Origin of the sequence: Paraburkholderia lebeckiae, assembly GCF_014201005.1 — a bacterium.
Taxonomy (GTDB): Bacteria; Pseudomonadota; Gammaproteobacteria; order Burkholderiales; family Burkholderiaceae; genus Paraburkholderia; species Paraburkholderia tuberum.
In genome coordinates this window covers 284,899-299,044 of sequence record NZ_JACHDK010000006.1, presented here as the reverse complement: position 1 = coordinate 299,044, position 14,146 = coordinate 284,899, and the positions used below count along the sequence as shown (strand labels likewise).

Below are 14,146 nucleotides of genomic sequence, written 5' to 3'. Positions count from 1 at the left end.
GCGGTGTGCGTTGAACCACGCGGCCAGGCGGCTTTCCGGCCAGGTAGGGATTAGCCTTCTGCTAGAATGTGACGCTTTCAGCCTTGTCCGCTTGCTCTGCCCGTTTCGCGTCTCCTGGCGCCGCATCGTGCGTCGTAGCGAACTGTCCGCCGAGCTTCCGGGCCTCAAGCGCGCCCCCGCTTTCTGACTCTGTCTCCGGACTCGACATGACGACCCCGTCTCCCGCACCCACCTCCCTGATGGCCAACGCGATCCGCGCGTTGGCCATGGACGCCGTTCAAAAGGCGAACTCCGGTCACCCCGGCATGCCGATGGGCATGGCCGAAATCGGCGTCGCCCTGTGGTCGCGTCATCTGCGCCATAACCCGAAGAACCCGCAATGGGCCGATCGCGACCGTTTCGTGCTGTCGAACGGTCATGGCTCGATGCTGCTGTACTCGCTGCTGCATCTGACCGGCTACGACCTGCCGATGGAAGAGCTGAAGAACTTCCGCCAGCTCCATTCGAAGACGCCGGGTCACCCGGAATACGGCATCACGCCAGGCGTCGAGACGACTACCGGCCCGCTCGGCCAGGGTCTTGCGAACGCGGTCGGCATGGCGCTCGCCGAATCGCTGCTTGCCACCGAATTCAACAAGCCCGACGCCAGGATCGTCGATCACCACACGTACGTGTTCGTCGGCGACGGCTGCCTGATGGAAGGCATCTCGCATGAGGCCTGCTCGCTCGCGGGCGTGCTGAAGCTGAACAAGCTGATCGCGTTCTACGACGACAACGGCATTTCGATCGACGGCGAAGTGGTGCACTGGTTCCACGACGACACGCCGAAGCGCTTCGAAGCGTACGGCTGGAACGTGATCCCGAACGTGGTCGGCCATGACGTCGACGCGGTCGACGCGGCGATCAAGCAGGCGAAGCTGTCGGACAAGCCGACGCTGATCTGTTGCAAGACCGTGATCGGTGAAGGCGCGCCGACCAAGGCGGGCTCGCACGATTCGCACGGCGCGCCGCTCGGCGACAAGGAAATCGCGGCGACGCGCGAAGCGATCGGCTGGAAGTGGGAGCCGTTCGTGATTCCGCAGGAAGTCTACACGGCATGGGACGCGAAGGAAGCGGGTGCGCGCTTCGAAGCGGAATGGGACGCGGCGTTCGCTGCTTACGCGGCGAAGTACCCGCAGGAAGCGGCCGAGTTCAAGCGCCGCAGCGCGAAGCAACTGCCGGCCGACTGGAAAGATAAGGCGAAAGCGATCATCGCCGGCGCGAACGAGCGCGCTGAGACCGTGGCGACGCGTAAGGCCTCGCAGCAGGCCATCGAAGGTCTGTCGGCCGTGTTGCCCGAACTGCTCGGCGGTTCCGCCGACCTGACCGGCTCGAACCTCACCAACTGGAAGGCCGCCAAGCCAGTGCGCGTGAATGCCGAAGGCCGTGCCGCCGGCAACTACGTGAACTACGGCGTGCGCGAATTCGGCATGAGCGCGGCGATCAACGGCGTCGCGCTGCATGGCGGCTACAAGGCGTTCGGCGGCACGTTCCTGACGTTCTCCGACTACAGCCGCAACGCGCTGCGCGTCGCCGCGCTGATGAAGTCGCCGTCGATCTTCGTGTTCACGCACGACTCGATCGGTCTCGGCGAAGACGGCCCGACCCACCAGTCGATCGAACACGTCGCGAGCCTGCGCCTGATCCCGAATCTGCAAACGTGGCGCCCGGCCGACACGGTCGAAACCGCGGTGGCCTGGACCCATGCGATCGAGCATGAAGGTCCGTCGTGCCTGATCTTCAGCCGTCAGAATCTGCAGTTCAACGAGCGCACCGACGCGCAGATCGCCAACGTCGAGAAGGGCGGCTACGTGCTGCGCGACTGGGATGAAGAGATCGTCGCGCGTAAGATCATCCTGATCGCGACGGGCTCGGAAGTCGAACTCGCGATGAAAGCCGTCGAGCCGCTCGCGCGCGAAGGCATCGCCGCCCGCGTCGTGTCGATGCCGTCGACGACCGTGTTCGACAAGCAGGACGCCGAGTACCGCGAACGCGTGCTGCCGCATGGCGTGCGCCGCGTCGCGATCGAAGCGGGCGTGTCGGATTTCTGGCGCAAGTACGTGGGTCTGGAAGGCGGCGCGGTCGGCATCGACACGTTCGGTGAATCGGCCCCGGCGGGCGTGCTGTTCAAGCATTTCGGTTTCACCGTCGAGCACGTGGTGGCGACGGTCAAGGCCGCGCTCGGCTGATGGTTGCGTCGCGTTGCCGTCGCGCCCTCGTGGCTGCGCGCGGCAACGCACCGAACCGGATGTCCGACCAGGCGAACGTAAACGGATTTTTTTAGCCATCAGGAGATAAATCATGACGATTCGCGTCGCAATCAACGGCTACGGCCGGATCGGCCGCAATACCCTGCGCGCCTTCTATGAAAACGGCAAGAAGCACGATATCGAAATCGTTGCCATCAACGATCTGGGCGATGCGAAGACCAACGCCCACCTGACGCAGTACGACACCGCGCACGGCAAGTTCCCGGGCGACGTGTCGGTGGACGGCGACTACCTCGTCGTGAACGGCGACAAGATCCGCGTACTGGCGAACCGCAACCCGGCCGAATTGCCGTGGGGCGAGCTGGGCGTCGACGTCGTGATGGAGTGCACGGGCTTTTTCACGACCAAGGAAAAGGCGAGCGCCCACATCAAGGGCGGCGCGAAGAAGGTCATCATCTCGGCGCCGGGCGGTAAGGACGTCGACGCGACGATTGTCTACGGCGTGAACCACAACGTGCTGAAGGCGTCGGACACGGTCATCTCGAACGCATCGTGCACGACCAACTGCCTCGCGCCGCTGGTCAAGCCGCTGAACGACAAGATCGGCCTCGTGAACGGCCTGATGACGACGATCCACGCGTACACGAACGACCAGGTTCTGACCGACGTGTACCACGAAGATCTGCGCCGCGCGCGTTCGGCCACGCACAGCCAGATCCCGACCAAGACCGGCGCGGCATCGGCGGTCGGCCTCGTGCTGCCCGAACTGAACGGCAAGCTGGACGGTTACGCAATCCGCGTCCCGACGATCAACGTGTCGGTCGTCGACCTGTCGTTCATCGCCGCGCGCGACACGACGGTCGAGGAAGTCAACGCGATCATGAAGGAAGCATCGGAAGGCGCGCTGAAGGGCGTCCTCGGTTACAACGACGCGCCGCTCGTGTCGATCGACTACAACCACAACCCGGCTTCGTCGACGTTCGATTCGACGCTGACCAAGGTGTCGGGCCGTCTCGTGAAGGTGTCGAGCTGGTACGACAACGAGTGGGGCTTCTCGAACCGCATGCTGGACACGGCCGTGGCGCTCGCGAACGCGAAGTAAGTTTCGGGTTTCACGCTGCATGAAAAAGCCGCTCTTCGGAGCGGTTTTTTTTCGTCTGCGGTTTTTGCCGTCTACGGCGTGGGGAAATAGACGCCGGCGCGCTGCGCGGCGTTCGCGATGTGCGTCTCGATCGCCTTGCCCGCGGCGAGCGAATCGCGGGCCTTCAACGCGTCGAGAATCGCGCGATGTTCGGTGTACGTGGATAGCACCCGCTCGCGCCGGTAGAACGGCATGCGCTGGCTTTCCTGCATGATCTCGGCGCTGCTGCGCAGGATCGACTCGATCGCCGCATTGCCCGCGATGCTGACGATGCGCATATGGAACGCGTAGTCGAGCCGAGCTGCTTCGTCGAGTTCCTCGCAGGCGAGCGCGCTTTGCATCGCGGCGATGTTTTCCTCGAGCCACGCGAGGTCGTCGTTGGTGACCGCGAGCACCGCCATGCGCGCGACGAAGCCTTCGAGCGCGTAGCGCATCTGATACGTGTCGGGCAGCGACGACTGCTCGGCGAAGCGCCACGCCTGCGCGCTTTTCGCCTGCGCGCTTTCCACGTAAACGCCCTTGCCGGGGCGGATCACCAGCAGACCAAGCGCTTCCAGCGTGGAAAGCGCTTCGCGCAGTGACGCGCGGCTGATCGACAGTTCATCGGATAGCTGGCGCTGCGCCGGCAGCAGACTGCCCACCGGATAGACGCCCGCCTCGATACGCTCGCGGATGGTCGCGATGGCCGCGTCGGTGACGGTGTGCGGGACGTTTTTCATGAGGGATCGCTCGGTAGCGTGGTCTGACCGCAATTCTAATACTTGCGCGTGAGAAGGCGCGCCGCGCGCCGTCTGAAATCCCGAATCCGACCCGAAATCGCAAAAGAAACAACGGGTAAACACTGCTCGATGAGTCCTTGACGTGGGTATATCGGCTTCCTACTATTCGCCATAACAGCACTGGTCGGACCAGTCTGAACAGAAGTGACCGAGACAACCATCCGCAGGAGGAAGTCGTGTTGAAATTCTTCAATTCGCTATTTGGCCGGGTCGTGATAGCGCTCGTGGTCGGCATCGTGCTCGGTGCCGTGTTTCCGCATTTCGCGCAGTCCTTGCGGCCGCTTGGCGACGGCTTTCTGAAGCTGATCAAGATGGTGATCGGGCCGATCGTGTTCTGCGTGGTGGTGAGCGGCATGGCGCACGCGGGCGATTTGCGCAAGGTCGGCCGCGTCGGCTTGAAGTCGGTGATCTACTTCGAGGCGATGACGACGATCGCGCTCGTGATCGGCGCTGTGCTCGCTTACGCGACGCGTCCTGGTGCAGGTATGAACGTGAACCTGAACTCGCTCGATGCGGGGTCGCTCGCGACCTATACCGAGCACGCGAAGAGCCTGAAGGACACTGCGGGCTTCCTGCTGAAGATCATCCCCGACACGGCGATCAACGCGTTCGCGACCGGCGACATTCTGCAGATCCTCGTGTTCTCGGTACTGTTCGGCTCGGCGCTGTCGCTGCTCGGCAAGCGCGCGCAGCGCGTGAGCGGGTTGGTCGATGAGCTGTCGCAGGTGTTCTTCCGCGTGATGGGCTTCATCATCAAGCTCGCGCCGCTCGGCGTGCTCGGCGCGATCGCGTTCACGACCGGCACCTACGGCGTCGAGTCGCTGAAGCAGCTCGGCATGCTCGTGCTGGTGTTCTACGCGAGCTGCGTGGTGTTCGTTGTGCTCGTGCTCGGCGCGGTGATGCGGCTCGCCGGCTTCAGCATCTTCAAGCTGATCCGCTATCTGCGCGAAGAACTGTCGATCGTGCTCGGCACCGCGTCGTCCGACGCCGTGCTGCCGCAGATCATGCGCAAGCTCGAATGGATGGGCGTCAAGGATTCGACGGTCGGTCTCGTGATTCCGACCGGCTATTCGTTCAACCTCGACGGTTTCTCGATCTATCTGACGCTCGCGGTGCTGTTCATCGCGCAGGCGACCAACACGCCGCTGTCTATTCATGACCTGATCGTCGTCGTGCTGGTGTCGCTGGTGACGTCGAAGGGCGCGCACGGCATTCCGGGCTCAGCGATCGTGATTCTCGCGGCGACGCTCTCCGCGATTCCCGCGATTCCGGTGCTCGGTCTCGTGCTGATTCTGCCGGTCGACTGGTTCGTCGGCATCGCCCGGGCACTCACCAACCTGATCGGCAACTGCGTCGCGACAGTGGTGGTCGCCGTGTGGGAAAACGATATCGACAAGGCGCGCGCGCATCGCGTGTTGAATCGCGACGCGGCGCTGCGCTACGTGCCCGTCGTCGACGACACGCTCGTCGAACCCGGTGCGGCCGAACATGCGCCGGCGGTCTGACGGCTGCGTGGGGATCTGGTCTGACCAGACGAACCGGCATCGCTTTCCAGATAGCTCCTCGATCTTTTTCGCAAAGCCGGCGGTTGCCGTGGCGCCGCCGGCTGTTTCTGACCTCTCGACACCGACCGACATCATGGCCAACCCGATCCTCGACCCGAACGCTCCCGCCTTCACACGCCGCTATATGAACCTCGCCGATCCGCGCCTCGGCGCGAAGGCGCTGTTCGCCAGCGACGAATTCTTCGCACCGAAAGAGCGCATGCTCGACCCGCAGCCGGCGGTGTTCATCTCCGGCAAATACGACGACCACGGCAAGTGGATGGACGGTTGGGAGACGCGTCGCAAGCGCACGACCGGCCATGACCATTGCGTGATCCGGCTCGCGCGGCCGGGCGTCGTGCATGGGGTCGATCTCGATACGAGCCACTTCACGGGCAATTTCCCGCCAGCGGCGTCGATCGATGCCTGCCATAGCGACGCTGACGTGCCGCCCGGGCACGCCGACTGGCAGCCGCTCGTGCCGGCGACAACGCTACAGGGCAACCATCATCACTACGTCGAGGTGAAAGACGCGCGCCCGGTCACCCATCTGCGCGTGAATCTGTATCCGGACGGCGGGCTCGCGCGACTGCGCGTGTACGGCCAGCCGCAGCGCGACTGGAGCCGCGTCGAGCGCGGCACGCTGCTCGATCTCGCCGCGATCGAAAACGGCGCGTACCTCGTCGCCGCGAACAACCAGCATTTCGGGCCGGCCTCGCAGATGCTGATGCCGGGCCGTGGCGTGAACATGGGTGACGGCTGGGAAACGCGGCGGCGTCGCGAACCGGGCAACGACTGGGCGATCGTCGCGCTCGCGCGGCCCGGCGTGATCCGCAAGATCGAAGTGGACACCGCCCACTTCAAGGGCAACTTCCCGGACCGCTGCTCGCTGCAGGCGGCATCAGTGACGGGGGGCACCGACGATTCCCTCGTCACGCAGGCGATGTTCTGGCCGGTGCTGCTCGGCGAGCAGAAACTGCAGATGGATCACGTGCACGCGTTCGCGGACGACCTCGCCGCGCTCGGGCCGGTCACGCACGTGCGCTTCAACATCTTCCCGGACGGCGGCGTGTCGCGCCTGCGTCCGTGGGGAGAGATCGCTTAACGCAAGCAACGTCATGGAGCGGCACGCATGAAGATCCTGCAGATGGAACGCCTGACGCGCGCGGCCTTCGCGCCGTTCGGCGACGTGATCGAACTCGACGGCGCGCGTCGTTTTCCGATCAACGGCGGTACCACCGAGCGCTATCACGACCTCGCGCGCGTCGACGTGGCGGAGCAGGGCGGCCGGCCGCTCGTCAGTCTGTTTCGCGCGCAGCCGCGCCCGCTGCCCGTCGAGATCACGATGATGGAGCGGCATCCGCTCGGCAGCCAGGCTTTCATTCCATTACGCGCGGGCCGATATCTGATGGTGGTCGCGCCCGCCGGCGAGTTCGACGCCGCGCGCATGCGCGCGTTCTGGACCGATGCGTGGCAGGGCGTCAATTACGCGAAAGCGGTCTGGCACCATCCGCTGCTCGCGCTGGATCAGGTCAGCGACTTCATCGTCGTCGATCGCGGCGGCGATGCGCCGAATTGCGACGAATTGCAGTTGGCCGAGCCGTGGCGGCTCGCCTTCGAGCCGAGCGTGGAGTCGGTCGGATAGCGGCGATTGCCGCCGCCTGAATAAAAAAGACCCGGCCGATGCGCATCGGCCGGGTCTTTTTTCTGACTTGCCAGGTCGCGTTAGCAGGCGACCCGCGACGCATCAGTGCTTACGATGCGGACAATTTTCCTTCGTGCACGCCCCATACAGCGCCAGCGCGTGTTCCTGCAGCTTGAAGCCGCGTGCCTTGGCGATGGACTGCTGACGGCTTTCGATTTCGGGGTCGAAAAATTCCTCGACCAGCCCGCAATCGAGGCACACGAGGTGGTCGTGGTGCGACCCCTCGTTCAGTTCGAACACCGCCTTGCCCGATTCGAAATTGCTGCGCGAGAGCAGGCCGGCCTGCTCGAATTGCGTAAGCACCCGATACACGGTGGCAAGACCGATATCGAGTTCCTCGTGCAGGAGGTTGCGGTACACGTCTTCGGCGGTCAGGTGACGCACCGGGCTATGCTGGAAAATCTCAAGAATTTTGAGGCGCGGAAGGGTCGCCTTGAGCCCGATATTCTTGAGATCGGTTGGATTGGTCATGACAAGGGATCCCTAGAGTACAATGCTGGGCTCTCATAGTAATGTGTTTTTGCCGTTCTGGTCATTTTCGATGGAATGAGCGCGGCCCGCGAGCGGGCCCGCACAGTGAGTGAAATGATTTCTAAATCTCAATTGATCTACCGGGGGAGCCGCATGCGGGGTACCTTGATCGCTGTTGCGACTGTCGCAGTTCTTGCCGGATGTTCCACGTACGACAGCCTGACACAGCGCGTTGCCCAACGCATTACGCCGTATCGGATTACGGTGGTGCAAGGTAACTTCGTGTCACAGGAAATGGCCGATCAGATGAAGGTCGGCATGACGCGCGCGCAAGTGCGTCAGGTGCTCGGCACGCCGCTGCTGACCGACATGTTCCACGCGGATCGCTGGGATTACGTGTTCTATTTCAAGCGCGGCAACACCTCGATCGTTCAGCAGCGCGACTTCGTGGTGTTCTTCTCGGGTGACCTCGTGACCCACTGGACGGGTGGCGAGGATCTGCCGACCAACCTCGAATTGCTGGCCGAGATCGACGGCGACCGCCGTGGCCGCAGCCCGAACGCGACGCCGCCGCGCGCGGCGAGCGCGGCCGCGGCCGCCAACGCCGTGGCCGCCAGCGACGCAGCCGCCGCCAGCGCGGCCGCCGCCGCGGCACCGGCTACGGCGGATACGGCGCGCTCGCCGTCGGTCGAAGGCGCCCAGCAGGCCGCCACGCCGTCCATGGACGCCAACGCGGAAGCCGCCCAGGCGGCCAATCGCGCAACGAGCGCGGTGCCGACGCCGAGCCGCGCGCCGTCCGTGCGGTCGGCCGTGCCGAGAGCGGGCGCTGGCGGGATCCCGACGCAAGGCCCGACGTCCGGCGGTCAGCCGCAGTTCCAGTTCAAGCGTCCGCCGCCGCCCGCTCAGGAGAACGAGAGCAACCCGGTCGGTCCGACGGGTTCGCAAAGCAGCGGCAGCCCGACGCTGAACACTTCGCCGGCGACGCCGGGAACGAGCAACTGATTTGCTCGTCGGTGTTGTGAGGCGGGCTGCGCGCCACATGTGTGTTTGTCCGGTACCAGGCGAGGTCGGAAATGCGCCGCTTGGGCCGCATGAATGTGTTGCCGCGGTTGCCGCGGCAGTGGGTCGCCGCAGCGGGCCGTATCGGTCAGTCACCTGAGCGAGCCGTCCCGACCGGCCGCCCCCATTGGCTCCAGCAGCGAGCCGGGTGATTTTGCTCCCTGCCGCCACGTGTCCCTATATCGACCGGGCGCATTCCCCGGCACACTGGTTCGGGCATTCGCCGGGCCGCGTTTGCCGGGCTCCATACCGGTTGACTCTTTTCGAATCCTCATCGTCATGAAAATTGCCATTGCAGGCGCATCGGGCCGGATGGGCCGCATGCTCATCGAAACCGTCCTCAACGATGCCGACGCGACGCTGTCCGGCGCGCTCTGCCGTACGGGCGCTGCGCAGCTTGGCCAGGACGCCGGCGCGTTCCTCGGCAAAGAGACCGGCGTGCTGCTGTCCGACGACATCGAGCGTGTGTTCGCCGAATCCGACTACCTGATCGACTTCACGCGTCCCGACGCGACGCTCGCGCATCTCGAAGCCGCGCAGCGCCACGACGTGAAAATGGTGATCGGCACGACTGGCTTCGACAACGCGCAAAAAGCGCAGCTGCGCGCGGCGGCGCAGAAGATCGGCGTCGTGTTCGCGTCGAACATGAGCGTCGGCGTGAATGTCACGCTGAAGCTGCTCGAATACGCGGCGCGGCACTTCTCGACCGGCTACGACATCGAGATCATCGAGGCGCATCATCGTCACAAGGTCGACGCGCCGTCCGGCACCGCGCTGACGATGGGCGAAGTGATCGCCAACGCGCTCGGCCGCAACCTCGACGACTGCGCGATCTACGGTCGCGAAGGCGTGACCGGCGAGCGCGATCCGTCGACGATCGGCTTCTCGGCGATTCGCGGCGGCGATATCGTGGGCGATCATACGGTGCTGTTCGCGGGCATCGGCGAGCGCATCGAGATCACGCACAAATCGGCAAGCCGCCTGTCATATGCACAAGGCGCGCTTCGTGCTGTACGCTTCCTCGAAGGCCACGACAACGGCTTCTTCGACATGCAGGACGTGCTCGGCCTGCGTTGAGCGAAGTCCGTTGCGCATAGGCGGAGTAGCGCATCCCGAGCGCGCCCTCCCGAAGTCACTTTCCCAAGGCGAGGTCAGATGGCAGGCAGCAGCGGCATCATCCATTACCTGCAAACGAGCGACGCAATCACGCATGGCGTCGCCTATGTGCTGCTGGCCATGTCGATTGCGAGCTGGTGTTTTCTGATCGTCAAGAGCTGGATTCTGACGCGCGCGAAACGCCAGGCCGACCGGGCGATCGCGCGCTTCTGGCAGGCGCCGACGCTCGCCGAAGGCGTCGCCATCCTGCGCCGCACTGATCGTGAGCGCGTGTTCGCGCCGCTCGCCGAGGCGGCGCTCAATGCGGCCGAGGTCGACATTCCGGGCGCGCTGCTCGCGCGCGTCGAGCGCAGCGAACGGGTGCTGCGCGCGCTGCGCCAGGCGCTCAATGCGTCGCAGCGGCGGCTCGAGTTCGGTCAGGTGCTGCTTGCGTCGGTTGGCAGCACCGCGCCGTTCGTCGGTCTGCTCGGCACCGTATGGGGTATCTATCACGCGCTCGGCAGCATCGCGGCGAGCGGGCAGGCGCAGATCGAGAACGTCGCGGGACCGGTGGGCGAGGCGCTGATCATGACCGCGTTCGGTCTGGTGGTCGCAATTCCGGCGGTGCTCGCGTACAACGTGCTGGGCCGTCTCGTGCGGCAATTGTCCGAGGAGTTGGACGGCTTCGCGCACGATCTGCATGCGTACGTGTGCTCCCCAACCGAGCACGCGCCGACGCCTCCGCGCGCGCAGCAGGCGGCGCACGAGGCGCACCGCTGACTTGTCACGCGCGGCGGGCTCGGCACATCGCGAGCTTCCTCGCGCGACACACCGCCCATCGCACGGGCAAGCTCAGACGCAAGGAGGCGACATGGCATTCGGCGGACTCGAGAAGAAGCAGACGGCCGCGCCGATGGCCGAGATCAACATGACGCCGCTGATCGACGTGATGCTGGTGCTGCTGGTGATTTTCATCATCACCGCGCCGCTGTTCTCGCACGCGATCCGGCTCGATCTGCCGAAGGTCGCGGCGGCGCCCGCGCGCCAGACCCCGCAAACCATCTCCCTTTCGATCGACGGCGCCGGCAAGCTCTACTGGAACGGCAAGCCGATCACGCTCGCGCAGATGCGCGCGCAGTTCGCCGAGGCCGGCAAGCGGGCGGACCAGCCGGACATCCAGTTGCGCGCGGAGCGCTCGACGCGCTACGAAGTGATCGCACAGGTGATGGGCGCCGCGCAGCAGGCGGGGCTCGAACGGATCGGCTTCGTGACGGACCCGCCGCCGCCCGCCGCGCAGCACTGAGCGCCGCCGGGTGCGCGCCGCGTTCACGAATCCGGCATACCCAGTCCCGCACCACGCCGCGCGGCGCACCCGTCCGCGAACGGTATAATCAGCCCTTTCCCCGCAGAAGGGGAAACGACGCAACGACATTCTGCAGAGCACCGGGCCGGTGCGAAAGCACCGAACCTGGCGATCCCATCACACCATGCACGAAAAATACGTTCCCTCCGACGTCGAAGCCGCCGCGCAAGGGCAATGGCGCGCGACCGACGCCTACAAGACGACGGAAACCACCGACAAGCCCAAGTTCTACTGCGTCTCGATGCTGCCGTATCCGTCGGGCAAGCTGCACATGGGGCACGTGCGCAACTACACGATCAACGACGTGATGTACCGCTATCTGCGGATGAACGGCTACAACGTGCTGATGCCGATGGGTTGGGACGCATTCGGCATGCCGGCGGAGAACGCCGCGATGGCCAACAACGTGCCCCCCGCGCAGTGGACCTACGACAACATCGCTTACATGAAGAAGCAGATGCAGTCGATGGGCCTCGCGATCGACTGGTCGCGCGAAGTCGCGACCTGCAGCCCCGACTACTACAAGTGGAACCAGTGGCTGTTCCTGAAGATGCTCGAAAAGGGCATCGCGTACAAAAAAACCGGCACCGTGAACTGGGACCCGGTCGACCAGACCGTGCTCGCGAACGAGCAGGTGATCGACGGGCGCGGCTGGCGCTCGGGCGCGCTCGTCGAAAAGCGCGAAATCCCGATGTACTACATGCGCATCACGCAGTACGCGGATGAACTGCTGAACGATCTCGAAGGCCTCGGCTGGCCCGAGCGCGTGAAGATCATGCAGCAGAACTGGATCGGCAAGAGCTTCGGCGTGAACTTCGGCTTCCCGTATGAAATCGACGGCGAACAGAAGCTGCTGCGCGTGTTCACGACGCGCGCCGACACGATCATGGGCGTCACGTTCTGCGCGATCGCCGCCGAGCATCCGCTCGCCACGCGTCTCGCGCAAGACAGGCCGGAACTGCAGCCGTTCATCGACGAATGCAAGCGCGGCGGCGTCGCCGAAGCCGACGTCGCGACGATGGAAAAGAAAGGCATGGCCACCGGCTTCTACGTCACGCATCCGCTGACGCGGGAGAAGGTCGAGGTGTGGATCGGCAACTACGTGCTGATGACTTACGGCGAAGGCGCGGTGATGGGCGTGCCGGCGCACGACGAGCGCGACTTCGCGTTCGTGAAGAAATACGGTCTGCCGGTCAAGCAGGTCGTCGCGGTCGAGGGCAAGGAATTCTCGACCGAAGCGTGGGCGGAGTGGTACGGCGAGAAGACCGGCACGCTGGTGAACAGCGGCAAGTACGACGGCCTCGCCTACGACGAAGCCGTAGACCGCATCGCCGCCGACCTCAAGGAACTGGGCCTCGGCGACAAGCAGATCACGTGGCGTCTGCGTGACTGGGGCGTGTCGCGCCAGCGTTACTGGGGCACACCGATCCCGATCATCCACTGCCCGAAGTGCGGCGACGTGCCGGTGCCGGAAAAAGACCTGCCGGTCGTGCTGCCGGAAGACCTCGTGCCGGACGGCACGGGCAATCCGCTCGCGAAGTCCGAAGCGTTCCTGAACTGCACGTGCCCGAGCTGCGGCGGCGCGGCAAAGCGCGAAACCGACACGATGGACACCTTCGTCGATTCGTCGTGGTATTTCTACCGCTACGCGTCGCCGGATGCGAAGACGATGGTCGACGAGCGCACCGACTACTGGGTGCCGATGGATCAATACATCGGCGGTATCGAACACGCGATCCTGCACCTGCTGTACTCGCGTTTCTGGGCGAAGGTGATGCGCGACCTCGGTCTCGTGAAGTTCGGCGAACCGGCGAAGAACCTGCTCACGCAGGGCATGGTGCTCAACGAAACCTATTACCGCGAAAACGAAGCGGGCAAGAAGACCTGGTACAACCCGGCGGAAGTGACCGTGTCGTTCGACGACAAGGGCCGCCCGGTCGGCGCGGTGCTCAACGCTGACGGCCAGCCGGTCGTGCTCGGCGGCGTCGAGAAGATGTCGAAGTCGAAGAACAACGGCGTCGACCCGCAGATGCTGATCGATCAGCACGGCGCGGACACCGCGCGTCTGTTCGTGATGTTCGCGGCTCCGCCCGAGCAGCAGCTCGAGTGGTCGGGTTCGGGCGTCGAAGGCGCGAGCCGCTTCCTGCGTCGCGTGTGGAACTTCGGCTATACGAACGAAGCCGCGCTGCGCGCGGGCGGCCAGTTGGACGCCGCACGATTCAACGACACCGACAAGGCGCTGCGTCGTGAGATCTATAGCGTGCTGAAGCAGGCCGATTTCGACTATCAGCGTCTTCAGTACAACACGGTGGTATCGGCCGCGATGAAGATGCTCAACGCGCTCGACGGCGCGAAGGGCGCGCAGACCGCCGTGCTGCGTGAAACCTATGGTGTGATGCTGCGCGTGCTGTACCCGGTCGTGCCGCACCTGACGTTCCAGCTGTGGCAGGAGCTCGGCTATGCCGACGAATTCGGCCCACTGCTCGACGCGCCGTGGCCGAAGGTCGACGAGAAGGCGCTCGAACAGGCCGAGATCGAACTCGTGCTGCAGGTGAACGGTAAGGTGCGCGGCGCGATCACGGTCGCGAAGGACGCGTCGCGCGAAGCGATCGAGCAGCTCTCGGCCGGGCACGCAATGGTCGTGAAGTTCAGCGAAGGCAAGGCGCCTAAGAAGATCATCGTGGTGCCGGGCCGTCTCGTGAACGTGGTCGTTTGACGTTCCAGGCCCTCATCCGGCAGA

The 14,146-nt window shown here is 64.7% G+C and carries 12 protein-coding genes; 10 read left to right on the top strand and 2 right to left on the bottom strand.

The window, feature by feature from the left end; genetic code table 11:
* Positions 1 to 206 precede the first annotated feature (206 nt).
* Both tkt and gap read left to right on the top strand, forming a co-directional pair.
* Positions 207 to 2,228, top strand: a complete 2,022-nt coding sequence (gene tkt / locus HDG39_RS14505; RefSeq protein ID WP_184006541.1) for a transketolase — start codon at positions 207 to 209, stop codon at positions 2,226 to 2,228.
* Positions 2,229 to 2,340: 112 nt separating this feature from the next.
* On the top strand, positions 2,341 to 3,351 hold the full coding sequence (gap, locus tag HDG39_RS14500; RefSeq protein ID WP_008923882.1) for a type I glyceraldehyde-3-phosphate dehydrogenase: 1,011 nt from the start codon (positions 2,341 to 2,343) through the stop codon (positions 3,349 to 3,351).
* Positions 3,352 to 3,422: 71 nt separating this feature from the next.
* On the opposite strand, the gene HDG39_RS14495 is transcribed toward gap, so the two are convergent.
* Complete coding sequence (locus tag HDG39_RS14495; protein WP_184006540.1) at positions 3,423 to 4,109, bottom strand: FadR/GntR family transcriptional regulator; 687 nt, start codon at positions 4,107 to 4,109, stop codon at positions 3,423 to 3,425.
* 236 nt (positions 4,110 to 4,345) lie between these two features.
* Here HDG39_RS14495 and HDG39_RS14490 point away from each other — a divergent pair, with 236 nt between their 5' ends.
* From HDG39_RS14490 to HDG39_RS14480, 3 genes are all read left to right on the top strand, one after another.
* The gene (locus HDG39_RS14490) at positions 4,346 to 5,674 is read left to right on the top strand and encodes a C4-dicarboxylate transporter DctA (RefSeq protein ID WP_184006539.1); all 1,329 of its coding nucleotides are present in this window, start codon (positions 4,346 to 4,348) and stop codon (positions 5,672 to 5,674) included.
* 133 nt (positions 5,675 to 5,807) lie between these two features.
* Positions 5,808 to 6,818, top strand: a complete 1,011-nt coding sequence (alc, locus tag HDG39_RS14485) for an allantoicase (RefSeq protein WP_184006538.1) — start codon at positions 5,808 to 5,810, stop codon at positions 6,816 to 6,818.
* Positions 6,819 to 6,845: 27 nt separating this feature from the next.
* A complete protein-coding gene (locus HDG39_RS14480; protein WP_184006537.1) occupies positions 6,846 to 7,358 on the top strand; it encodes an ureidoglycolate lyase in 513 nt (170 codons plus the stop codon).
* A 102-nt stretch (positions 7,359 to 7,460) separates the two neighbouring features.
* Here HDG39_RS14480 and fur read toward each other — a convergent pair whose 3' ends face one another.
* A complete protein-coding gene (fur, locus tag HDG39_RS14475) occupies positions 7,461 to 7,889 on the bottom strand; it encodes a ferric iron uptake transcriptional regulator (protein ID WP_013090534.1) in 429 nt (142 codons plus the stop codon).
* Between the two features lie 153 nt (positions 7,890 to 8,042).
* Here fur and HDG39_RS14470 point away from each other — a divergent pair, with 153 nt between their 5' ends.
* From HDG39_RS14470 to leuS, 5 genes are all read left to right on the top strand, one after another.
* Positions 8,043 to 8,891, top strand: a complete 849-nt coding sequence (locus HDG39_RS14470) for an outer membrane protein assembly factor BamE (protein WP_184006536.1) — start codon at positions 8,043 to 8,045, stop codon at positions 8,889 to 8,891.
* A gap of 336 nt (positions 8,892 to 9,227) precedes the next feature.
* Positions 9,228 to 10,025 carry a 4-hydroxy-tetrahydrodipicolinate reductase gene (gene dapB, locus HDG39_RS14465; protein WP_184006535.1) on the top strand — a complete coding sequence of 266 codons (798 nt, stop codon included), beginning with the start codon at positions 9,228 to 9,230 and terminating at the stop codon, positions 10,023 to 10,025.
* A gap of 78 nt (positions 10,026 to 10,103) precedes the next feature.
* A complete protein-coding gene (locus tag HDG39_RS14460; RefSeq protein WP_184006534.1) occupies positions 10,104 to 10,823 on the top strand; it encodes a MotA/TolQ/ExbB proton channel family protein in 720 nt (239 codons plus the stop codon).
* A gap of 91 nt (positions 10,824 to 10,914) precedes the next feature.
* Positions 10,915 to 11,346, top strand: coding sequence for an ExbD/TolR family protein (locus HDG39_RS14455; protein WP_018421805.1), 432 nt, complete (start codon positions 10,915 to 10,917; stop codon positions 11,344 to 11,346).
* A gap of 184 nt (positions 11,347 to 11,530) precedes the next feature.
* Positions 11,531 to 14,122: a leucine--tRNA ligase gene (gene leuS, locus HDG39_RS14450; protein WP_184006533.1), complete on the top strand. Its 2,592-nt coding sequence runs from the start codon at positions 11,531 to 11,533 to the stop codon at positions 14,120 to 14,122.
* Positions 14,123 to 14,146 lie beyond the last annotated feature (24 nt).

Excerpts from the sequence above, each read along its gene's own strand:
- fur (WP_013090534.1), bottom strand. The coding sequence starts at position 7,889 with ATGACCAATCCAACCGATCTCAAGAATATCGGGCTCAAGGCGACCCTT.
- leuS (WP_184006533.1), top strand. The coding sequence starts at position 11,531 with ATGCACGAAAAATACGTTCCCTCCGACGTCGAAGCCGCCGCGCAAGGG.
- HDG39_RS14470 (WP_184006536.1), top strand. The coding sequence starts at position 8,043 with ATGCGGGGTACCTTGATCGCTGTTGCGACTGTCGCAGTTCTTGCCGGA.
- HDG39_RS14455 (WP_018421805.1), top strand. The coding sequence starts at position 10,915 with ATGGCATTCGGCGGACTCGAGAAGAAGCAGACGGCCGCGCCGATGGCC.
- tkt (WP_184006541.1), top strand. The coding sequence starts at position 207 with ATGACGACCCCGTCTCCCGCACCCACCTCCCTGATGGCCAACGCGATC.
- HDG39_RS14460 (WP_184006534.1), top strand. The coding sequence starts at position 10,104 with ATGGCAGGCAGCAGCGGCATCATCCATTACCTGCAAACGAGCGACGCA.
- HDG39_RS14495 (WP_184006540.1), bottom strand. The coding sequence starts at position 4,109 with ATGAAAAACGTCCCGCACACCGTCACCGACGCGGCCATCGCGACCATC.
- gap (WP_008923882.1), top strand. The coding sequence starts at position 2,341 with ATGACGATTCGCGTCGCAATCAACGGCTACGGCCGGATCGGCCGCAAT.
- HDG39_RS14480 (WP_184006537.1), top strand. The coding sequence starts at position 6,846 with ATGAAGATCCTGCAGATGGAACGCCTGACGCGCGCGGCCTTCGCGCCG.
- alc (WP_184006538.1), top strand. The coding sequence starts at position 5,808 with ATGGCCAACCCGATCCTCGACCCGAACGCTCCCGCCTTCACACGCCGC.
- dapB (WP_184006535.1), top strand. The coding sequence starts at position 9,228 with ATGAAAATTGCCATTGCAGGCGCATCGGGCCGGATGGGCCGCATGCTC.